This window comes from Trinickia terrae, from assembly GCF_005144415.1.
Classification (GTDB): Bacteria; Pseudomonadota; Gammaproteobacteria; order Burkholderiales; family Burkholderiaceae; genus Trinickia_A; species Trinickia_A terrae.
The window spans coordinates 282,128-304,152 of sequence record NZ_SWJE01000005.1; the positions used below are offsets into that span (position 1 = coordinate 282,128).

The 22,025-nt window shown below is 64.8% G+C and carries 14 protein-coding genes and 1 pseudogene; 7 read left to right on the top strand and 8 right to left on the bottom strand.

Going from position 1 to position 22,025, the window contains the following annotated elements:
* Window positions 1-609: 609 nt before the first annotated feature.
* Together FAZ69_RS10620 and FAZ69_RS10625 are read right to left on the bottom strand one after the other, a co-directional pair.
* Window positions 610-1,383 carry a maleate cis-trans isomerase family protein gene (locus FAZ69_RS10620; protein WP_136894099.1) on the bottom strand — a complete coding sequence of 258 codons (774 nt, stop codon included), beginning with the start codon at window positions 1,381-1,383 and terminating at the stop codon, window positions 610-612.
* The gene (locus tag FAZ69_RS10625; RefSeq protein WP_136894101.1) at window positions 1,380-2,624 is read right to left on the bottom strand and encodes a D-amino acid dehydrogenase; all 1,245 of its coding nucleotides are present in this window, start codon (window positions 2,622-2,624) and stop codon (window positions 1,380-1,382) included. Before FAZ69_RS10625 ends, FAZ69_RS10620 begins: the two co-directional genes overlap by 4 nt.
* A gap of 287 nt (window positions 2,625-2,911) precedes the next feature.
* On the opposite strand from FAZ69_RS10625, the gene FAZ69_RS10630 reads away from it, so the two are divergent.
* The 6 genes from FAZ69_RS10630 to FAZ69_RS10655 all read left to right on the top strand — a co-directional run bounded on the left by FAZ69_RS10630 (window position 2,912) and on the right by FAZ69_RS10655 (window position 14,154).
* Window positions 2,912-4,114: a branched-chain amino acid ABC transporter substrate-binding protein gene (locus FAZ69_RS10630; protein ID WP_136894103.1), complete on the top strand. Its 1,203-nt coding sequence runs from the start codon at window positions 2,912-2,914 to the stop codon at window positions 4,112-4,114.
* Between the two features lie 6 nt (window positions 4,115-4,120).
* On the top strand, window positions 4,121-5,020 hold the full coding sequence (locus FAZ69_RS10635) for a branched-chain amino acid ABC transporter permease (protein WP_136894105.1): 900 nt from the start codon (window positions 4,121-4,123) through the stop codon (window positions 5,018-5,020).
* A 3-nt stretch (window positions 5,021-5,023) separates the two neighbouring features.
* On the top strand, window positions 5,024-6,856 hold the full coding sequence (locus FAZ69_RS10640) for a branched-chain amino acid ABC transporter ATP-binding protein/permease (RefSeq protein WP_136894107.1): 1,833 nt from the start codon (window positions 5,024-5,026) through the stop codon (window positions 6,854-6,856).
* A complete protein-coding gene (locus FAZ69_RS10645; RefSeq protein WP_136894109.1) occupies window positions 6,844-7,584 on the top strand; it encodes an ABC transporter ATP-binding protein in 741 nt (246 codons plus the stop codon). The genes FAZ69_RS10640 and FAZ69_RS10645 overlap by 13 nt, the downstream gene beginning before the upstream one ends.
* A gap of 120 nt (window positions 7,585-7,704) precedes the next feature.
* Window positions 7,705-12,246: a two-partner secretion domain-containing protein gene (locus tag FAZ69_RS10650; protein ID WP_136894111.1), complete on the top strand. Its 4,542-nt coding sequence runs from the start codon at window positions 7,705-7,707 to the stop codon at window positions 12,244-12,246.
* Between the two features lie 186 nt (window positions 12,247-12,432).
* Window positions 12,433-14,154 carry a ShlB/FhaC/HecB family hemolysin secretion/activation protein gene (locus FAZ69_RS10655; RefSeq protein WP_136894113.1) on the top strand — a complete coding sequence of 574 codons (1,722 nt, stop codon included), beginning with the start codon at window positions 12,433-12,435 and terminating at the stop codon, window positions 14,152-14,154.
* A gap of 97 nt (window positions 14,155-14,251) precedes the next feature.
* Here FAZ69_RS10655 and FAZ69_RS10660 read toward each other — a convergent pair whose 3' ends face one another.
* The 3 genes from FAZ69_RS10660 to FAZ69_RS10670 all read right to left on the bottom strand — a co-directional run bounded on the left by FAZ69_RS10660 (window position 14,252) and on the right by FAZ69_RS10670 (window position 19,409).
* Window positions 14,252-17,839 carry an indolepyruvate ferredoxin oxidoreductase family protein gene (locus FAZ69_RS10660; protein WP_136894115.1) on the bottom strand — a complete coding sequence of 1,196 codons (3,588 nt, stop codon included), beginning with the start codon at window positions 17,837-17,839 and terminating at the stop codon, window positions 14,252-14,254.
* A gap of 248 nt (window positions 17,840-18,087) precedes the next feature.
* Window positions 18,088-19,086 (bottom strand): UxaA family hydrolase, encoded by a 999-nt coding sequence (locus FAZ69_RS10665; protein WP_136894117.1) that lies wholly within the window; start codon window positions 19,084-19,086, stop codon window positions 18,088-18,090.
* Window positions 19,086-19,409, bottom strand: coding sequence for a UxaA family hydrolase (locus FAZ69_RS10670; protein WP_136894119.1), 324 nt, complete (start codon window positions 19,407-19,409; stop codon window positions 19,086-19,088). The genes FAZ69_RS10665 and FAZ69_RS10670 overlap by 1 nt, the downstream gene beginning before the upstream one ends.
* A gap of 611 nt (window positions 19,410-20,020) precedes the next feature.
* On the opposite strand from FAZ69_RS10670, the pseudogene FAZ69_RS10675 reads away from it, so the two are divergent.
* Window positions 20,021-20,290 (top strand): annotated as a pseudogene (locus FAZ69_RS10675) (glutathione S-transferase N-terminal domain-containing protein); the annotation flags it as partial.
* A 62-nt stretch (window positions 20,291-20,352) separates the two neighbouring features.
* On the opposite strand, the gene FAZ69_RS10680 reads toward FAZ69_RS10675, so the two are convergent.
* From FAZ69_RS10680 to FAZ69_RS10690, 3 genes are all read right to left on the bottom strand, one after another.
* On the bottom strand, window positions 20,353-21,306 hold the full coding sequence (locus FAZ69_RS10680) for an ion channel (protein ID WP_136894122.1): 954 nt from the start codon (window positions 21,304-21,306) through the stop codon (window positions 20,353-20,355).
* A 60-nt stretch (window positions 21,307-21,366) separates the two neighbouring features.
* Complete coding sequence (locus FAZ69_RS10685) at window positions 21,367-21,612, bottom strand: hypothetical protein (RefSeq protein WP_136894124.1); 246 nt, start codon at window positions 21,610-21,612, stop codon at window positions 21,367-21,369.
* A 128-nt stretch (window positions 21,613-21,740) separates the two neighbouring features.
* Window positions 21,741-21,962: a hypothetical protein gene (locus tag FAZ69_RS10690; protein WP_136894126.1), complete on the bottom strand. Its 222-nt coding sequence runs from the start codon at window positions 21,960-21,962 to the stop codon at window positions 21,741-21,743.
* Window positions 21,963-22,025: the final 63 nt, after the last annotated feature.

Sequence of the window (22,025 nt, forward strand, 5' to 3'; positions counted from 1 at the left end):
GTCCCTCCCCGGGACCGGGGTCACTTTTGTCCTTGCCAAAAGTAACCAAAAGCGCGTCCTGGGCGGACGGCCTTGGCCCGGAGGCACTCAGTCCTGTTGGCGGTAGCGTTCAGGGGGCTACCGTTGTCGCTCGCCGCAGGTCCCGTTAGCACGCGGCACTGAATTACGCAGAGTCGAATCAAATCAATGCCGATAGTCAGCAAAGGCCCGAAGAGCCATGTCTCGCGATGCGGCGCATGCGCTCGTGCTCACATCCAATCGCAGGCAACGTGGGGCGCAGCCAGACCGATGTCTTCCATTTGTTTCGTCGCAAGGCCATTCGGTGCCACGTGCTAACGGGACGCACAGCGAGCGGTAACAGATGCCCCCAGAACGCTATCGCCAACAGGACTGAGTGCGCTTCGGCCGAGGCCGTCCGCCGAGGACGCGCTTTTGGTTACTTTTGGCAAGGACAAAAGTGACCCCGGTCCCGGGGAGGGACGGACTGTACGGAACGCTGCGAAATCAAAGTTGCACGACAACGACAACCAACCGTAAACGAACCAAACCAAACCAAACCAAACCCTTTGCACGGAAACGCACCGTGCCTGTAATTAGCGCGAACACGCCCTAGACCGCGAACAGCCTTCCGAACTGCGGCAGAGCATCGGCGACGCCCGCGAGCCGCAGCGCATGCCAAGCCATCGCGTGATTGCTCGACGTCACGGGCTTGCCGAGTTCGGACTCGATTTCGGTGACGGTATCCGCGAGCCGCAGGCTCGTGCAGGAGACGAACACCGCTTCGACATCGGCGCGTTCGCCGAGCGCGAGCACCGCGCGGCGGATCGAGGCGGCGTCGATGCGCGCGACTTCGTTGTCGTCGCTGTGCTCGAACGATCCCATCCGCACGACGTTCAGGCCGCGCGCCTGGAGATAGTCGCGCATCGCGTCGTTGATGCGCCGCACGTACGGCGTAAGCAGCGCGATGCGGCGCATGCCGAGCTTCTCGAACCCGGCGCGCGCCGCCGTGATCGGCGTCGTGCACGCCACGCCGGGCCGCGCCTCGCGGATTCTCGCGAACACGGTTTCCTCGCCGAGCACCATCGACGCCGACGTGCAGCCGAACGCCACCACGTCGAGCCGTTCGCCGGGCCGGATCACCGCGGCGCCGGGGGCGATGCGTCCATCCATGTCGAGGAGCGTCTCCGGCGTGATCTGCGCCGGGCTCGCGACGCGGCTCTCATAGAGCGCGACGCCGTCGAGCGCGAGCAGCTTGCGCCACTCGTGCTCGATCGTGTTGTCGGTGGCCAGCACGATCAAGCCGATCGACGCGCGGCGCGCCGTGCCTTCGTCCAGCGTGAAGGGCAGGCGCAGGTAGTCGTCTGCGGAAGCGTCGGCAGTCATTTCATCGTCAATCCGGTGATGTCCAGTTCCGGTGCGCGGCCTTGCATGATGTCGGCGAGCACGCGCGCGGTGCCGCACGACATCGTCCAGCCCATGTGTCCGTGGCCGGTGTTGATGAAGAGGTTGCGGTGGCGGGTCGCGCCGATGATCGGCGTGCCCTCGGGCGTCATCGGCCGCAGGCCCGCCCAGTACGACGGGCGGCTGTAGTCCGCGCCGTTGGGGAAGAGGCCGCGCGCGGCGGCGAGCATGTGCGTGAAGTCGGCGGGCGTGTGCCGCGTGTCGTAGCCCGCGAACTCCGCCGTCGCCGTGAAGCGCAGCCGGTTGCCGAAGCGCGCCCACGCGACGAGGTTCTTTTCGTCGACGCCGCCGATCGCGGGCGGCGTGTGGCCGGTTTCGACGGGCAGCGTCACCGAGTAGCCCTTCACCGGATACACCGGTATCCGGTAGCCGAGCTTGCGTCCGAGGAATGGCGAGTAGGAGCCGAGCGCGAGCACGTAGCGGTCGCCCTTTATCGGGCCGCGCGAGGTCTCGATCTGGTCGATGCGCTCGGCGCTGGCGTCCGCGCCGCGGATGTCAGTGTCGAACTGGAATGTGACGCCGAGCGCCACGCACCGTTCGTAGAGCGCGCGCGTGAACAGGTATGCGTCGCCGCTTTCGTCGGTCGGGCAGTAGATCGCGCCGGCCAGCTCGTCGCGGGCGGCGGCGAGCGCGGGTTCCTTCAGGATCGCGTCCTGCGGCGTGAGCGTCTCGAGCGGCAGGCCGTTCTCGGTGAGGATCGACATATGCGCGACACCGCTCGCGAAGGCCGCTTCGTCGCGGTAGAGGTAGAGCAAGCCGCGGCCGATGCGTTCGTAAGCGAGCTGTTCGGCGGCGGTAAGCGCATGCAGCTGCGCTTGCGAATAGCGGCACAGCCGGACCTTGCGCGAGGTGTTCAGGCGCGAGCGCTCCTCGGTGCAGTTCTGCAGAAACAGCCAGCACCAGGCCCACATGCGCCAGTCGGCCTTGAGTCTCAGGCGCAGCGCCTGACGCTCGTCGAACAGCGACTTCAGCAGGATCTTCGGCGCGCGCGGCGATGCCCAGGTGTACGAATGTCCGGGCGCGACGAGGCCCGCGTTGGCGAAGCTCGTCTCGAGCGCGACGCCCGCGCGGCGCTCGACGACGACGACTTCGTCGCCCGCCTTCGCGAGGAAGTACGCCGACGTGACCCCGACAATGCCGCCGCCCAGCACGATCGTCTTCATGGATGGCCTCTGATCGGTAGAGCCGGCCTGATTCCAGAATAGTACGGAAAGCCATGGCGTTCAGACGCATATTGTCTGACGTGGGCCCTGTACGTGTTTCCACTTCCTTCATATCAGGGGGAACGAGACCTATCATGAAGCGAGCGCTTTCGGGGCTGCAATCCGATCTACCCGATAGCCGGGCCGCCGCATCCATTCGCGACACGGCAGCATCCCGTTCATGGCGGGCCCTCCTGACACCCCTCGCCCGAAACGCGCCGATTCTTCCTAAAACAAGGAGAAACGAAATGTCCACTGGAAACGTTGGTGCGCCTCGCGCGAAGAAACTCATGCTGCGGCCGCTGGCGCTCGCGCCGCTCGCCGCCTTGGCCGTCGCGGCCGGTCTTGCGCCGGGGCTCGCGCAAAGTCAGGGCGACACGATCAAGATCGGCGTGCCGGTGCCGCTCTCGGGCAGCTCCGCGAATGCCGGCCAGGATATCGTCGACGGCGCCAAGCTCGCGGCCGCCAAGATCAACGCGGCGGGCGGCGTGCTCGGCAAGCAGATCGAGCTCGTGCCCGAAGACGATGCCTGCGACGCGCAGACGGCCGTGCAGGCGGCGCAGAAGCTGATCGACGCGGGCGTCGTGGCGGTGGCGGGCGGCTATTGCTCGAGCGCCGCGCTGCCCGAGCTGACCGCGCTCCATCGTGCGGGAATTCCCTATGTGCTCGATGCATCGACCAATCCCCAGTTGACCGAGATGGGTTGGAACAACGTGTTCCGCACGATCGGCCGCGACGACGAGCAAGGTCCGTTCGCCGCCGGCTTCATGAAGAATTTCCTGCACGCGAAGCACGTCGCCGTGATCGACGACAACACGACCTACTCCAAGGGCCTCGCGCAGAACACGGTGTCGGCGTTGAAGAGCCAGGGGGTCGACGTCGTCTACGCGAACTCGATCACGCCGGGCCAGATGGACTACTCGCCGACGCTCACCAAGGTCAACTCGCTGAACCCCGACGTCATCTACTACACGGGCTACTTCGCGGAAGGCGGGCTGATGGTGAAGGAGGCGCGCCAGCTCGGCTACAAGGCGACCTTCATGGGCGGAGACGCCAACAACGACCCGACGCTGTTCAAGACGGCCGGGCCGGCGGCCGAGGGCATGATTATCACCACCGCGCCGCTCGCGCAGTTTCTCTCGACCGCGCACGGCTACGTCGACGACTACACGAAGGCCTACGGGCAGGCGCCCGGACCTTACTCGGTCTATGAGTACGACGCGGTCGGCGTGACGGCGAAGGCGATCGCCGACGCGAAATCGACGAAGCCTGAAGCGATCGTCGCTGCGTTGCACAAGATCACCGATTACAAGGGCGTGACCGGCTCGATCGGCTTCAACCCGAAAGGCGATCGCAGCCGCGCGGTCTACGTCACGGTGATCGTGCACGGCGACGAGTTCAAGCCGTACCAGGAACTCAGCTCGGGTGGGAAGTGGATGGCGATGAAGTAGGGCAGCGTGAGCACCTTCTTCCAATACGTCGTCGAGGGGCTGACGATCGGCTCGTTCTACGCGCTCGTCGCCCTCGGCTACACGATGGTCTACGGCATCATCCGTCTGATCAACTTCGCTCACGGCGACTTGTTCATGGTGGGGGCGTTCGTCGGCTGGACCGCGCTCGCGGCGCTCGCCTCCGCGCATCTGCCGTGGCTGCTGGCGCTCGTCGTGGCCTTGCTCGCCGCGATGCTCGTGACGGGCCTGCTCGGGCTCGCGATCGAGCGGCTCGCGTACCAGCCGCTGCTGCGCGCGCCGCGGCTGTCGATTCTCATCACGGCGCTCGGCGTGTCGCTCGCGCTCGAGAACGGCGTGCTGCTCTTGTACGGCGCGGGCTTCAAGACCTATCCGCACCTGCTCACGCATACCGGCTTCTCCATCGACGGCGTGCAGATCACCTACGCGCAGGTCGGTATCGTCGCGTGCAGCTTCGCGCTGATGCTGGCGCTCTATTTCTTCGTTCACCACACCTTCATCGGCACGGCGATGCGCGCGCTCGCGATCGACCAGGACGCGGCGCGCCTGATGGGCATCGACGTCGAACGCCTGATCCAGTTGACGTTCTTCCTGGGCTCGGTGCTCGCCGCGGTGGCCGGCGTGATGGAAGGGCTCTACTACACGCAGATCAACTTCTTCATGGGCTTCGTCCTGGGCCTGCGCGCGTTCACGGCCGCGGTGCTCGGCGGCATCGGCAACATCCCGGGCGCGATGGCGGGCGGCATTCTGATCGGCTTGCTCGAAGCGTTCGGCGCGGGCTACGTGTCGTCGCAATGGACCGACGTGTTCGTGTTCGGCGTGCTGATCGCCGTGCTCGTCGTCAAGCCGACGGGACTGTTCGGCGAGCGCGTCGTCGAGAGGATGTAGGCCATGAGCGGCGCGGCCCCCCCTTCCGGCGCGAATCATGCGCTCGCCCGCCGCGCCACGGGCCTTGCGCTGTTCGCGGCGGCGGCGGCGCTGCCCGCGTTCGCGAGCAACTACATCATCGATGTCGGGCTCACGATCCTCACGTATTCGATCCTCGGGCTCGGGCTGAACATCGTCGTCGGCTACGCGGGGCTGCTCGACTTGGGCTACGCGGCGTTCTTCGCGATCGGCGCCTATACGACCGCGCTCATGGAGACGCTGCTGCATTTCTCGTTCTGGGAGACGCTGCCGTTCTCCATCGTGTTCGCGGGCGCGTCGGGGATCGTCATCGGCTATCCGACGCTGCGCCTGCGCAGCGACTATCTCGCCATCGTCACGCTGGGTTTCGGCGAGATCGTGCGCATCATCGCGACCAACCTCGACATCACCGGCGGCCCGAACGGCATCTACGGGATCGAGAGCCCGAACTTGTTCGGCTACGAGATCGCGTCGCCGCGCGCAGTCTACGAGCTCGGGATCGTGTTCGTCGCGTGCGTGCTCGTGTTCGCGATCCGGCTTGGGGCATCGCGGCTCGGGCGCGCGTGGACCAGCATCCGCGAGGATGAAGCGGCGGCCGAGGCCGTCGGCGTGCCGACGCTGCGCACGAAGCTGCTCGCCTACGTGATGGGCGCGCTGATCGGCGGCCTCGGCGGCAGCCTCTTTGCCGCGCGCTTCGGCACCATCGATCCGACCGGCTTCACCTATCTGCAGTCCGTCACGATCCTCATCATCGTCGTGCTGGGCGGGCGCGGCAGCATCCCGGGCGTGCTGCTCGGCGCGGTGATCGTGGCCGGGCTGCCCGAGATGCTGCGCTTCCTCTCGCTGTGGCGGATCTTCGGCTTCGCGATCGGGCTCGTGATCCTGATGCTGCTGCGGCCGCAGGGGCTCTGGCCGGCCGCCTTGCGGCGCGTCGCGCCGCCGAAGCCGGCCGCGCTCGGCGAGGCGGCGCCCGCGCCGACGCCGCGCGAGGTCGCCGCCGGCGAGACGCTGCTCGAAGCGCGCGACATGACGCGGCGCTTCGGCGGCGTGCTGGCGGTGGGCGGCGTGAGCTTCACTGTGAAGGGCGGCGAGATCCTCAGCATCATCGGACCGAACGGCGCGGGAAAGACGACGGTGTTCAATTGCCTGACGGGCGTAACGCGTCTCACGAGCGGCCAGGTGATCTGGCGCGGCGCGCCGCTCGCGGGGGGCGCGCCGCACCGCATCGTTCACCGCGGCATCGCGCGCACGTTCCAGGGCATACGCCTGTTCGGCAACATGACCGCGTTCGAGAACGTGCTGGTCGGCATGGATCATCGCTTCAAGGCGCCGATCGTCGCCGAGCTGGCCGCGCTGCCGTTCGCGCGCCACGAAGCGTCCGACCATGCCGCCGACGGGCTGCGCTGGCTCGACTTCGTCGGCCTGCGCGCGCGTGCCGGCGAGCGCGCGGCGGACCTGCCGTACGGCGATCAGCGGCGGCTCGAGATCGCCCGCGCGCTGGCGAGCCGTCCGCGCCTCTTGCTGCTCGACGAACCGGCGGCGGGGATGAACCCGACCGAGAAGCAGGCGCTGATGGAGCTGATCCGCCGGATTCGCGACTACGGCGTGACGGTGCTCCTGATCGAGCACGACATGATGCTGGTGATGGGCGTCTCCGACCGGATCATCGTGATGGATCACGGCGTGATCATCGCTGAGGGGCCGCCGGCGCAGATCCAGGCCGACCCGCGCGTGATCGATGCCTACCTCGGCACTGCGGAAAAAGACGAGGCGGCCGACGACGGCAAGGCCGGGGAGGCATCGCTGTGGGACTCCTAGAGATCCGCGACCTGCACGTGAGCTACGGCAAGGTCGAGGTGCTGCACGGCATCTCGCTCGAAGTGGGCACGGGGGAGATCGTCGCGCTGCTGGGCAGCAACGGCGCGGGCAAGACCACGACGCTGCGCGCGATTTCCGGGCTGGTTCGTCCGCGCGCGGGGCAGATCGCGATGGACGGGCACGTGCTGAACGACATGCCGGCGCATCGGATCGTCGCGCTGGGGCTCGGACACGTGCCGGAAGGGCGGCGCATGTTCGGCGCGCTGACGGTCGAGGAGAATTTGCGGCTCGGCGGGTATTTGATCCGGCGCGAGGCGGGGTCGATCGATGCGCGGATGGCGCAGCTGTTCGAGACGTTTCCGCGGCTCGGCGAGCGGCGCAGCCAGCTGGCGGGGACGTTGAGCGGCGGCGAGCAGCAGATGCTCGCGATTGCGCGCGCGCTGATGGTGAAGCCGCGGCTCGTGGTGCTCGACGAGCCGTCGATGGGGCTCGCGCCGAAGCTCGTGCGCGCGATCTTCGCGATGATCGCGAAGATTCAAAGCGAGGGGACTGCGATCCTTGTGGTCGAGCAGAACGCGAGGCAGGCGCTCAGGATTGCTTCGCGGGCTTATGTATTGGAGAGCGGAAAGATCGCGCTATCCGGGCCGTCGCAGGAGCTGGCGCAGGATAGCCGGGTGAGAGCGGCGTATTTGGGGGGGAGTGCAGGGGTCGGCGAGGGAGGGCGCTAGTACGAACCATGCTTTTGATTAGGACCGCGGCTAGTTTAGGAGTATTCCGATAGGCACTATGCGGAATAGTTCATAGAGTCGCAGCAGCCTACTTTCAGGCTGCTTTCAATCAAAGGCACTATGAAAAAAACTATTGCACTCCGCCCTATTGCGCTTGCGGCATCGCTGCTGGTAACGGGCCAGGCGTTTGCTGTGGGGAACGGCGCCATCAACGGGGGTAACGGGTCCATTGAAAAGAATGGCAACACGACCACCGTAAACCAGTCCAGCAGCAGGATGATTGTGGACTGGGACAACATGGATGTCCTGAAGAGCGAAACGCTGAATTTCAAGCAAGGAAACGCCTCTTCGCAGGTCCTGAACCGCGTTCACTCCAACGATCCCACCCAAATTCTGGGCGCCCTCAAGGCCAACGGCAGCGTATTCGTGGTCAACCCGAACGGCGTGCTGATCGGTAACGGCGCGACCGTCAACGTGGGTAGCCTCGTGGCATCGTCGCTGGACATCTCGAATAGCGACTTCATGGCAGGGCGCTTCAATTTCAAAGGAAATGGCACCGGCCGCGTGGTCAACGAAGGCACGATCAACGCCGATGGCTCGGTCGTGCTGCAGGGCGGGGCAGAGGTCGCCAACCTGGGCACGATCAAAGCGAAGGCAGGCGACGTGACTTTGGCTTCGGGCAGCGACGTGACGCTGGTGTTCGGCACCAACGGCGCGATCGTCAGGCTCAACAAGGGCAGCCTGAACGCGCTGGTCAAGAACGGCGGGCTGATCGTCACGACCGATGGCGCCGTCAAGCTGACTGCATGGGCCATCGACTCGCTCAAGCGCAGCGTCATCAATAACACCGGCACCATCGAAGCTAACGCGCTGCGCTATAGCAGCGATGGCGGCATCACGCTGGAGAGCCACGGCAGCGGCATGGTCGACGTTGGAGGCAGCCTCCAAAGTAAGGGTGTCAGTTTTGGCACTGGCATTACGGCGTCGGGAGATTCCGTCCACGTGCACGATGGCGCTTCTCTGAGCGCAGGCGTCGAGGGCTATGATTCCTCCGGAAACATCAACCTGAGGGCTAACGCCCGCAACGGCTATGTCCAACTCGACCGGGCAACGCTGGACGCGAGCCAGGTGCGGATCACGGCCGACAACGTTGCGACTGGGAAAGGCGCACAGGGCCCCGTGTTCAAGCGCGCTGGCGCCGTCGCCGTCCAGTCGCAGTCGGAAGACCAAAGCTTCCGCTTCAGCGACGCCCAATTCGACGCAGACAACGCGCAAGACGGCAAGGGAACGATCAGTGCCGATTTGATCAAATCGGTGGCTGAAGCGGGTGGCCGCCTGGGCGTCGGTACGCAGAAGGGCGATATCACCTTCGACGTCGACGGACTCGATGTGGGCAACCTTGGTTTGAGCTCGGCGGAAGGCAACGTCTACCTGAACTCCAAGGTGAAGGGCAATAGCTTCTCCGCGCGCGCGGGCGGTAGCGTTGAGCAGGCGCAGGGCGCCGACATCGACGTCACGACTGGTGTTTCCCTGGACGCTCGCAACGCCGTGGTGCAGCGAGCCAATATCAAGGGCGGCTCGGTGAGCTTGAAGGGCGCGACTATCACCATGGCGCAGGGCCTCAAGACCGAGGGTAAGTCGGTGTCGTACACGGGCGGCAATGTGCAGCTCGACGGCGATATTGCGGCTGACGAGCTGACCACGGACGGCACTGTCACGCAAGGCGCGCAGTCGAACATCGCCGCAGGCAATCTGCGTCAGGCCGGCGGCAATCTGGACTTGACGCAGGGCCATAACACGATCGACCGGATGACGTTGAAAGGCGCGTCCTCCCGAATTCGCGTCGAAGGCGACACCCATGTCGAATCCGCGTCGCTGTCGGGCGCGTTGGCGCTGACTGGCCGGAATCTCATGGTGACGGACGCGAACGCCCGCAACATTTCGTTGCGGGCCGACGAAGACGTGGCGGTTGGCCGTATTTCCTCGTGGAATGGCATCGACATCGCGGCGAGGAACGTCAAGAAAGCCAGTGACAAGGCTGACCAAGGCGTCATCGGCACGTCCGAGGATATCAACATCGACGCATCGGACGATGTCGACTTGTCGCGACTGTCCGGCAATAACGTGACGCTGTCTGGCAAGCGCATCACCGCGGATTCGGTGGACGCGCGCAATGTCGCCAGCCTTAACGCCACGGGCGACATCAAGGTCACCGATCGTCTGTCGGGTCAAAACGGCGTCAATGCCCGCTCGGCGCAAGGCGGCATTTCGCTTGCGCGTGCTCAGTCGGAAAACGGCGACGTTTCGCTGAGCGCGCAGAAAGACGTTGAGAGCGGCAATTGGGTTAGCGCAGGCCGCAACGTCAACGTCAACGCGAAGGGCGATGTCCGCTTGTCGTGGGTGAGAGGCGATGACGTGACGCTGGCTGGCCAGCGCATCACAGCGGGCTCGGTGGACGCACGGAAAGTCGCCGACCTCGAGGCCGATGGCGACATCGACGTTCGTAGCTTGGGGGGGCGAGACGGGGTCGAGGCAAAGTCGAAGCAGGGCGGCGCGTCGTTTGGGGGTGTCTATTCGGAAAACGGTGACGTTTCGCTGAACGCCCAGGAAGACGTCAAGATTTCGGATGGGGTTCGCGCGGGCCGCAACATCGACATTGGCGCGAAGAACGTGCGGGCCTCTGTCGATCCGGCTGAATGGTACAGGACAAACAAGCTGAAGGCCGGCAAAGACATCAACATCAACGCCACCGGCGACGTTGATGCAAGCGAGCTGCAGGCTGGCAAAGACATCAACATCAACGCCACCAGCGACATTGATGTAGGCACGCTGTCGGCCGATAACGTGGCGCTGTCTGGCGAGCGCATCACCGCGAGTTCGGTGGACGCGCGCAATGTCGCTAGCCTTAACGCCACGGGCGACATCAAGGTCACCGATCATCTGGCGGGTCAAAACGGCGTCAACGCTCGCTCGGCGCAAGGCGGCATTTCGCTTGCGCGTGCTCAGTCGGAAAACGGCGACGTTTCGCTGAGCGCGCAGAACGACGTTGAGATCGGCAAGTCGGTTAGCGCGGGCCGTAACATCAACATTGATGCGAAGAACGTGCGCGCCGTTGCCGATCCCAATACCCAGCCCCGGGATTGGCGGGCTGCCTCCTCGGACAAGGCGGGCGAGCTGAAGGCCGGTAAAGACATCAACGTCAACGCTACGGGCAACATTGATGTAAGCAAGCTGTCGGCCGAGAACGTCACGCTGGCCGGGCAATCCGTCAAGGCGTCGAGCGTCAGCTCGAATGGCCGTACGAGCATTAAGGGTACGGGCGATGTGATTAGCGACTATGTCTATGCGAAACGCGGTGTCGACATCACGTCGGAGCAGGGCACGCTCAGCGTCAATGATCTGCAGACCGGCGGCAACGCTTCGCTGAGCGCCAAGAACCTCACGGCGAAGTCGTTGCGGGCGAACGGCAATGCTCAGCTGCTGGCGACTGAAAATGCCAAGCTCGGCCGCGTGAACGCGAACGGCAATGTCGATGTCCAGGCAACGAACGTCACGCGAGTCGATGACGGCTACGACAGCGGAAACCTCAGTGCAGGCAAGGACCTCAAAGTCAACGCGACGGGCGATGTCAGCTTGTCGCAGGTGAGCGGCAATAACGTCACGCTGGCTGGGAAAACAGTGAAGACGTCGCAGATCACCGCGAAGGACCGTACGAACATCACGGGTACGGGCGACGTGAATAGCGGCCGCATCTCGACGGACGGCGATGTCGAGGTGACGTCGGACGAAGGCTCGGTCAACCTTGACGATCTGCGGGGCCGCAACGTCAAGCTGCAAGCTGCCGAGGGAGTTAAGGTTGGCGGCGTTGATGCCTCCAACGACATCGACGTCAAGGCAAAGAGCGCCACCGGACGCTATAGCGGGTGGGGCAGTCTTTCGGCAGGCGGCAACGTCAACGTGACGACGACGGCGGGTGTGGATCTGGCCGGCATCAACGGCCGGAATGTCAATGTGAATAGCGGTGGCAAGGTATCCCTCGGGAAGTTGAACGCCTCGGGTGACGCAAGCGTGAGCGCAGGTCAAGAAGGCATTGCCTTCGGCCGGGGCGATGTGAGAGTGGACCGCAACCTGCTCCTGAAAACCGCGGGCAATATCACCAAGGCTCGAGATCCGTACGGTTATGGCGATGGCGGCCGAATCAAGGTGGGCGGGGATCTGACGTACGACGTATCGGACACCAGCACGGTGGCTTATGAAGATGGTCGGGCGCTGACGCCGGAGGTTGGCGGCAAGATCGTCGATTCGCGCTCGAAGGACGCTGATGGTGACAAGGGCGACAAGGGTGCCGATGGCGACAAGGGTGCCGATGGCGGCAAGCAGCTTAGCCCCGACGAGCGCATGAAGGCTGCGTCCGACGCCCTCAATGCTGCCATTGAGCAAGCGAATCGCACCTACCAGGAGGCCATGAATGCGGTCAACCGGGAAATGGCGGAGGCGCTGAAGCAAGGACCGACGGACTACCAATCGTACATGCGGCTACAGCAACGCTATAACGAGGCTGTGAACGCGGCCGCCCAAGCCAGGGACAACGCGATCGCCGAGGCGCGACGCAAATCGGATGCTGTGATTCGCGAGATCCACCCGGAGTGGTTCTGGTGGTAACACAACGTAGTGTGACGTAGCCCCCGCGCGCCACCCCGCGCGCGGCGGGTTTTTCCTACCCCCGCACACCTTACCGTGCGCGGGGGCTTTTCCCCCACTTTGATTGAGATAACGACACCGCGGCTATCGCGCGCGTCTCTCATTCGTTTGTCCCGCGAGGCTGGCCGTAGCCGTCCTCGTCATTTCATGAAACCGAATTCCCTATGGCTGGCATCGTGCATGCTGATGTCCGGCGTGATTGGCACGGCAGGCTTGATGAAGACAGCTCGTGCCCAGCAGGCGCCCGGGCTGCCTCAGTTTGCACCGCCATCGAGCGGAGCGCTGCTGCGCGATAACCCCAAATTGACCGCGCCCGACGCCCCTCGCAACGATGCCGGCACGCAAGCCGTGGCGCCTCGTGCCGATGGCGCGAGCGCGGAACAGGCGTCCGGCCCGGCGATCGAAGTTCGCCGGATCGAGGTGGAAGACGTGCCCGAAGCGGCACGGCCGGCCGTCGATGCCGTGGTGGCGCCGTATGCCGGCCAACGCCTCACGCTGGCGCAACTGCGCGAGGTCGCAGCGAAGGTCACGCAAGCGCTCGATGAACAGGGCCAGATGTTGAGCTACGTCTCAATCCCGCCGCAAAAGATTACCGACGGCATCGTCAAGCTGCGCGTGATCCAGGGGCACCTGGAATCCCTGACGCTGGGCCAGAATACGTCGCACGTCAGAGACAAGACGCTGCAAGCGTATCTCCGCCAAGCCGGCAAATCGATGGATGATATGTCCGCGCTGCAGGACCGGTTGCTGCTGCTTGGCGATCTGCCTGGCGTGGGCGCCATCGTGCCGGTGCTGTCGGCTGGACAAACGCCGGGCGGCACGGCCATGACCATCGACACGCAGCCAGCTTCGCGCGCCGACGTGGTGCTGGCGGCCGACAATTCCGGGTCGAGCGCGACCGGGCGCAACCGGCTCGGCATGCAGGTCAGCGCAAACAGCCCGCTTGGATTCGGCGATCGCTTTCAGGCGGTAGCCTACGTCTCCGCCGACGCGCTTCAGTACAACCACGACGGCGATGGCGGCAACACCACGATCGGGCGGGTCTCGTACGATCTGCCCGTCAACGGGATGGGTACGCGAGTGGGGGTCGCGGCCTCTCGCGTGGACTACACCCTCGGCGAGCCATACCGAGACGACGGGCGCGGCCACGCGAATGTGTTTAGCCTCTATGCCAGCCATCCGCTGGTGCGTTCGAACACGCGCAACCTGAATCTGAGTGTGTCACTCGATCAAAAGGAAATGCGCGATACGTTTCTTGACGATAAGAATAAGCGCTCTGAGCAGCAGCTCGGCGTGGATCTCTCGGGCGATGCGCGCGGCGCGCTATGGGGCATGCCGTCTGCGGTGCAGTATCAAGGCGGCATCGCGTATGGCCGCTTGCACAATCCCGACCGCTTCTACGGCTTTCGCACCGATGGTCGCTTCGTGAAGCTGACGCAGAGCGTCAAACTTACGCAGGCCATTCGCTCGGGGGTGTACGTCGAGCTTGCGGCCAACGCCCAGCAGACGAGCCGCAACCTCGATTCGGCCGAAAAGATGACGCTCGGCGGCCCGAATGCGGTGCGTGCGTACAGCAACGATACCGTCGGCGCGGACCAAGGCGTGGTCGCATCGGCCACGCTCAACGTGGTGGTCCCGCAGGTGCCTGGGCTTACGCTGCAGGCCTTTTACGACATCGCTCAGGCGGACGTGGCGAAGTTCAATGCGCGATCCACGCATGTGGAAATGAGCGGCTATGGGGTGGGCGCCAGCTACACCATCAACAAGCGTGCAATCCTTAACGTCAGCTTCGCGCGCCCGAATGGTCATACCGACCTAGGGCAGCGGCCCAGCGGACAGGTCTGGGTGAACACGGCGATTCGCTTCTGAGATCGCTCGCACACGGTGGCGGGTAAAGCGGATCGAGACAGGATGGCAACCCGCAGCACGAAGCGGTTGACTTGCCGCCACGGGCAAGCCTCCGTTTTTACTTCGACACCACCACCGGTATCCCCCGCAACGTCCCCGCGCCTTTCGCCTCATCAAGCGCCTTTTGCACGTCGCGGCTCGTTGCCGCTTCAAGCGCGAGCCTCACGGCCAGCTCGCGCTCGCTGCGCTTCACGCCGGCAAGGTTCGCCAGCTTCACGTGCCCGTATCCGCGAACGCGCGCATGCAGCTCAGCGAGCTTCGCGATCTCGTCGATATTGCTAGCGCTCAACACCGCGAACGCACGCCCCATCGTCGCCTCGTAATCGTCGGCCAGCGCCCGCTCCATGCGCCGCTCGACCGTGCGGCCGAACGGATCGAGCGCCGTGCCGCGCAGGCTGCGCCATTTTGCGAGCGTGCCGAGCACCGGCCAGAACCACTGGCCGAAGACCCTCTTGCGCGGCACGCTGCCGCGCTCGGGCTTGGCGATGGTCGGCGGCGCGAGGTTGAACTTCACCGTGAAGTCCTTGCCCGCCGTGCCTTCGAATTGCGCTTCGAGCGCTTCGCGGAACGCGGCGTCCGTGTGCAGGCGCGCGACTTCGTATTCATCCTTCACCGCGAGCAGCCGATAGAACGTCATAGCGACGCCGCGTGCTACGCGCTCGCCGCCGACGCCAGCTTCCGCGCGTCGCGCCGCATCGACGAGCGCGCGATAACGCGTGACGTAGCGCGCGCCGCCGTATGCGGCGAGGCGTGCCTCACGATCGGCGACCAGCGCGTCGAGCGTGTCGCCCGTAGCCGCCGTCGCGGGCTTCGCGGCATGGCGCGAAGCCCACAGCGCATCGAGCCCGTCCGGATCGCCCGCCGCAAGCCGCCCCACCGCGAACGCCAGCTGATTCATCGGCACCGCGACATTGTTCAGCTCGATCGCCCGCATCATCGCCGCGTGCGACACCGGCACGAGCCCAAGCTGCCACGCGAAGCCGAGCATCAGGATGTTCGCGCCGATCGTGTCGCCGAGGAACTTGGTCGCGAGCTTCTGCGCGTCGCAGGCCGACATGAAGTCCTCGCCAGCGGCGTGGCGCATCTTGTCGATGAGCGCGTCGGCGTGCAGGCTCGCATCGGGGTTCTGCACGAACGACGCGTTCGGAATCGCATGCGTGTTGACGACGATCCGCGTGCGCCCGTGCCGCACCGATTGCAGCGCCTCGGCGCTCGCGCCGACCACCATGTCGCAGGCGAGCAGCACGTCGGCCTGCTGCGTATCGATGCGCACCTGGTTCAGCCATTCGTCGCGCGCGGCGAAGCGCACGAACGAGAGCACCGAGCCACCCTTCTGCGCGAAGCCCATGAAGTCGAGCACGGAGGCGCTCTTGCCCTCGAGATGCGCCGCCATGCTGATCAGCGCGCCGACCGTCACGACGCCCGTGCCGCCGACGCCGGTGACGAGGATGTCGTACGGCGCGGCGTCGAGATGCGTGGCCGGGATCGGCAGCGCATCGACGCGCGCAGCGAGTGCCGCTTCATCGAATGCGGCGCCCACCGCCTTCTTGAGCTTGCCGCCTTCGATCGTCACGAAGCTCGGGCAGAAGCCGTTCACGCACGAAAAGTCCTTGTTGCACGACGATTGATCGATGCGGCGCTTGCGGCCGAGCGGCGTCTCGACCGGCTCCACCGACAGGCAGTTCGACTGCACGCCGCAATCGCCGCAGCCTTCGCAGACCTCTTCGTTGATGAAGAGGCGCTTGTCCGGATCGGGGAACTCGCCTTTCTTGCGGCGGCGGCGCTTCTCGGCGGCGCAGGTCTGGTCGTAGATCAGCACCGTGACGCCTTCGATCTCGCGCAGCTCGCGCTGCACGGCGTCGAGCTCGCTGCGATGGTGGAACGTCGTGCCCTTCGGGAAGAGACCGTGATGGCCGTCGTACTTCTCGGGCTCGTCGCTCACCACCACGAAGCGCGACACGCCTTCGGCCTCGACCTGCCGCGCGATCTGCGGCACCGAAATGCTGCCGTCGACGGGCTGCCCGCCCGTCATCGCGACCGCGTCGTTGTAGAGGATCTTGTAGGTGATGTTCGCGCCCACGGCGACCGCCTGGCGGATCGCGAGGATGCCCGAGTGGAAGTAGGTGCCGTCGCCGAGGTTCTGGAAGACGTGGCGCGTTTTCGTGAACATCGAGTGCGCGGCCCAGTCGACGCCTTCGCCGCCCATCTGGATCAGCCCCGTCGTATCGCGCTCCATCCACGACGCCATGAAGTGGCAGCCGATGCCCGCCTGCGCGATCGAGCCCTCGGGCACCTTGGTCGAGGTGTTGTGCGGGCAGCCCGAGCAGAAGTAGGGCGTGCGCTTCACGGCGTCGGCGGCGTTCGAGAGGATCTGCGGCGCGACGAGATCGACGACGCGCTCGCGCCGGTCGAGCGCGGGCTTGTGGCGCGCGAGCCAGTTCGCGAACACGGGCAGGATGCGCGACGGACGCAGCTCGCCGAGGTCCGAGAGAAGCGGTGCGCCGTTGCCGTCGTGCTTGCCGATCACGGCGGGGCGCGCGCCGGTGCTGCGGTTGTAGAGGTAGTCCTTGATGTGCTGCTCGATGACGGGGCCTTTCTCTTCGATCACGAGCACTTCGGAGAGGCCCTCGACGAAGGTATCGATGCGCGTCATCTCCAAAGGAAACGACAGCCCGACCTTGTAGATCCGCACGCCGGCCGCGTCGAGATCGGCGACGCTCAAGTCGAGCCGCCGCAGCGCTTCCATCAGGTCGAGATGCGCCTTGCCGCAAGTGACGATGCCGACGTTCGCCTGCGGACTCGGCGCGATCCATTTGTCGATGCTGTTGGTGCGCGCGAAGCGGCGCACGGCGTCGAGCTTCGCGGAGAGACGCGATTCGATCGTGAGGCTCGGCAGGTCGGGCCAGCGGTTGTGCAGGCCGCCCGCGGGCGCCTGGAAGTCGTCGGGATCGATCCAGTCCGTCTTGAGCGCATCGAGATCGACCGTCGAGCCCGACTCGACCGTCTCCGAGATCGCCTTGAAGCCGACCCACGCGCCCGAGAAGCGCGACAGCGCCCAGCCGTAGCAGCCGAACTCGAGCATGTCGGCGACGTTCGACGGATTCACCACGGGCATGTGCCACGACATCATCGTGAAGTCGCTCTGGTGCGGCATCGACGACGACACGCAGCCGTGATCGTCGCCCGCCACCACGAGCACGCCGCCGTGCGGCGACGAGCCGTAGGCGTTGCCGTGCTTGAGCGCGTCGCCGGCGCGGTCCACGCCCGGGCCCTTGCCGTACCACATTGCGAAGACGCCATCGACGGTTTTCTCGCTATCGGCTTCGACGCGCTGCGTGCCGAGCACGGCCGTGCCGCCGAGCTCCTCGTTGATCGCAGGCAGGAAGCGCACGTCGCTCGCATCGAGCAGCTTCTTCGCCTTCCACATCTGCTGGTCGACCATGCCGAGCGGTGAGCCGCGATAGCCCGACACGAAGCCGGCCGTGTTCAGGCCGCGCCTTTTGTCGAGCGCGCGCTGCGTGAGCATCAGGCGCACGAGGGCCTGGGTGCCGGTGAGGAAGATGCGTCCGCGCGTGGCGGTGAGGTTGTCGGTGAGGCGGTAGTCCGACAGGGCTGGCGTGTCGGGCAACGGCGGGCGGGCGGTCATGGGGGGATGTCTCCGGTTCTTGTGCCATCCGCGCATAGGCCGTGAGGCGCGGGCGGATGGGGCGGACGCGAAAAGCGGCGTCAGTGGAGACTCTATTTTTCAGCGGCAATAAGGGAAGATTTTTGCTATCTCGTTACTGCGGCGCTTTTCTGGAGCAATTTATCCTCGGATTGGCTTGGGATGCGAAAAAAAGCCCCGATCGCTCGGGGCTCAAAGGTCGCTAAAGCAAGGAGAGGAGAGACAACGAATCAGATCTTCGGGCCGCGCGTATGGATGTCCATCGTGCGGTTGTAGTTGATCGCTTCCGACTTCGTCAGCTCGCCGGACAGCACGCGCATCAGCTTCTGCAGGCATTGTTCCGTGACCTGGTCGAGCGACTTGTTGCCGAGGATGATCTGGCCGGCGTCGACGTCCATCTCGTGCGACAGGTTCTGATAGGTGCGCGGGTTGCCGCAGATCTTGATGACCGGCATGATCGGGAAGCCTTGCGGTGCGCCGCGGCCCGTCGAGAAGACCATGGCTTGCGCGCCCGAGGCCGCGATGCCCGTCAGGATTTCCGGCTCGAAGCCCGGGGAGTCCTTGATCCACAGGCCCTTGCCCGGCACGACGTCCTGATATTCGATCACGCCTTCGATCGTGCGCGAGCCCGACTTGTTGATCGCGCCGAGCGACTTTTCCTCGATCGTCGAGAGGCCGCCCTTGATGTTGCCCGCGGTCGGCTGGCCGTTGCGCATGTCGACGCCGATCGCCATCGCGCGCTTTTCCATCGCATCGACGATTTCATAGATGCGCTGGCCGACTTCCGGCGTGCGGCCGCCGCGGGCGAGGATGTGTTCCGCGCCCATGAATTCGGTCGTTTCGCCGAAGATCACGGTGCCGGGCGCGTCGACGATCTGGTCCGTCATCTGGCCGATCACCATGTTCGACGACAGGCCCGAGGTCGTATCGGACGAACCGCACTTGATGCCCATGACGACTTCGTCGAGGCTCGCTTCGCTGCGTTGCTGCGCGGAGATCGCGATCGCCATCTTTTGCACGATGTCGATGCCGGCGTGGATCGTGGCGCTCGTGCCGCCGAGTTCTTGCATGACGATCTTTTCGACCGGGCGGCCCGTGGCGGCGATGCGCGTGGCGATCTCGTCGGCGTTGGAGCCTTCGCAGCCGAGGCTGATGACGAGCGCCGCGCCGACGTTCGGGTGCGAGCCGAGTTGCGAGAGCGTATCGGTGACGAGCTCGAGGTCCGGCATCAGCTGGCAGCAGCCGCAGTGGTGGAGCAGGGCCTTCGGCCGTATTGGCTTTCGATGTTCTGGATATGCACCCAGGAGCCAGCCGGGATAACGCAGGTCGCAATGCCCAGGCTTTCGCCGTACTTCAGAATCTCTTCGCCTTGTTCAATTTGGCGCGTCGCGATCTTGTGGCCGAACGGGATGGCCTCGAGGGCCTTCAGGTCGGAAGTGGCGCCGGCCTTGTCCTTCACGGTGATGGCGTCGCCGGCCTTGACGTCTTCCAGTACGGTCGCCACGCTGTCAACGGCCTTGATCTTCAGGGCGATAATCGAATTCGTGTTCATGGTAGAAACCTCTGATTCGTCTGCCTGGGCTGTTTCGGTTCGCTTTCTCAAAACAACTCTGTTTTCGAGGTGAATTATGGTCGCCGTCCGGGTGGTTCGCCATGCAATAGTTATTAACGAATCGGAATTAATGTGAGGTGGGTTGGAGGGCTTTCGAGATAAGGCTGGCGGGCCGGTGCCCGGGTTGTGCGGTGGCCTCCCGGAAGGCCCGCCGGGATGTCGATTCAGGGAAATTCAGGGTTGCTCAGGCTTATGTGGAAGGCGTGTCATTGCCATTTGTGCGATGAATTCGAAAGCCGGCCATGTCATTTGCCAAAGCCGGTCTCCACTTGAGTGTGGAGAAAATGCCATTCTGCTTCATGGGATGGATGCAAGCGATTATCAAGAGTCTCGAATATTCGAAATGCGAATTTACTTTATATGGTACGTTTGTTTTGAATATTAGCGGTTGGTTTTTTGTTTTATGGTCGTAAGAGAAAATATAGCGCGCCCGATGTGATTATTGTCAACGCCAGCCGGATTTCCGAGCGGAGCGATTTCAAATCCGACTTGAGCCACGGCCCGGCGCATGCGCTACGCTACGGGCTTCGAATACCCATTCGGAGCCGCTCATGAAGCTCTACTACTGGCCGAAGACGCGCGCGTTCCGCGCGCTGTGGATGCTCGAAGAAATCGGCGTGCCCTACGAGCTCGCGCGCGTGAACATCCGGGCAGGCGAGCAGACCTTGAGCGACTTTCGCGGCGTCAACCCGATGACGAAGCTGCCGGCGCTCGACGACGACGGCGTGCGCGTCGCCGAATCGGGCGCGGTGCTTCTCTACCTCGCCGGCAAATATCCGCAAGCGCAGTTCGGCGCGCCCATCGGCGACCCGCTGCGCGGGCTCTGGCGATCGAAGAGCGCGAACTCGCGGCTCTTGGCAAAGCGCCGCACTGAGTCCCGTCGCTAAGCCGCTTCGGCCGACTGCTCGTCGGCCGGCTCCATTGGCATCACCTTGTCGAACTTCGTGTAGTCGATGTGCGTGATGCCGTCCTTGTCGTCGTGCAGCAGATCGGCGAAGCGATGCTGCCAGCGGATGTCCTCATGCGACCATTCGTTGCGCGCGAGCATGGTCTGGGCGGTAGTTTCGTCGGAGCCTTCGATCATCACCATCAGCGACGCTTCGCAGGCCGCGAGCGTTTCCGCCGTCTCGCCGAACAGGGGGCTCGTCTCGTCGATCACGTGCACGAGCAGCCAGCCGAGCAGGAAGATCGGGTGCTGGTCGCGCACGAGGTCGAGATCGCGGATGCGCCACAGGATGTCGCCTTCCGGCGTCGTCTCGCGGCGCATGAGGCGCAGCTTCGCGTGCGCCTCGGCGATCACGTTCTGCCGTGCGTTGGCGGCGCGGACCATCAGCGTCTGGCGGCCGTCGTACGGCCGCACCACGGCGTGGCGCGCGAAGATGATCTTGGCGCGCGGCCGCGAGAAGCGCGCGAACACGAGGCCGGTGGCAAGCGCGATCCCCGACATCCCGGTAAAGATTTCCAGCGTGGCGACGACGTGCGCGTAGACGGTCTGCGGATGCATGTCGCCGTAGCCGACTGTCGCGAGCGTTTCGACACTGAAGAAGAACGCGCCCGCGAAGCCTTCCGGCAGCTGGTTCGCGATCGGCTTCGTGCCGAGCATGTAGAGGCTTGCGAACACGGTGTTCAGGATCAGGAACATCGCGGCGAGCGCGCCGAAGAAGCACGGCCAGTTCAGTTTCAGCGCGCGGTGGTAGAGATCGAACCAGGCGCGCGACGGCATGCCGTGCGCGATGACGCTGCCCGACGAGGTGGTGATCTTGCGGCCGCGAGGGATGTGCCGCTCGCGCTGGGGGCGGACGTCTTTTGTCTCTGGATCTGAGGGCTCGGTAGGCATCGGCGGGGCACGCGGGTTGCTATCGCCCGCAGCGTAGCACGGCTCCCGCCCCGCCCCCACTCAGGGAAACGAGCGAGGCTTGGGCACGCCCGCGCCGTGATCGATATCGGCGAGCGCCTGCCGATGCGCCGCTTCTACCGCTGCGGTTTCGTCGGCGTAGCCGCTGTCGCCGCCGACCGTCGTCCACTTCTGCACCGGATGGTCGCGATGACGGATTTCGTATTCGGCGTCCCAGCGCGCGCCCTGCAATTCCAGCGGGCGCACGTGGATCGAATACACCCCGTAGAGAAAAAGTTGCTCGGCCATGTTCGTCTCCTGTCGGCCTGAGTTAGCGCTTCAGCATTTACTCGGGTCCCATGCAGAGCGGGCCCCATGCAACGCCGCCGCCGATCGGGCTGTTGCCCGCGGATGCTTTTTAGAGCGATGCCGCAGGGCTACAGTTCGATTTCGCCGAGGATGCGGTGCGCGAGCGCCTTCGCTTCGTCGAGCGCTTCCAATTCGCTCGCGCTCGTCGTCTCGACTTCGTAGACCGTCGTTTCAGGCTCTTCGGCGTCGTCGCGCGCGAGCGAGACGACGCCCTGGAATCGCCCGTCGTCCAGCGGCCGTGCCGTTGCGGTGGCCGTGTAGATTCCCTTGGTGTAGGTGACGTCGTCCATGATGCCGCTCCGCTTGAGAGGGATGAATTCATCCTAGCACGCGCTTTGCGAACTTACCGTGTC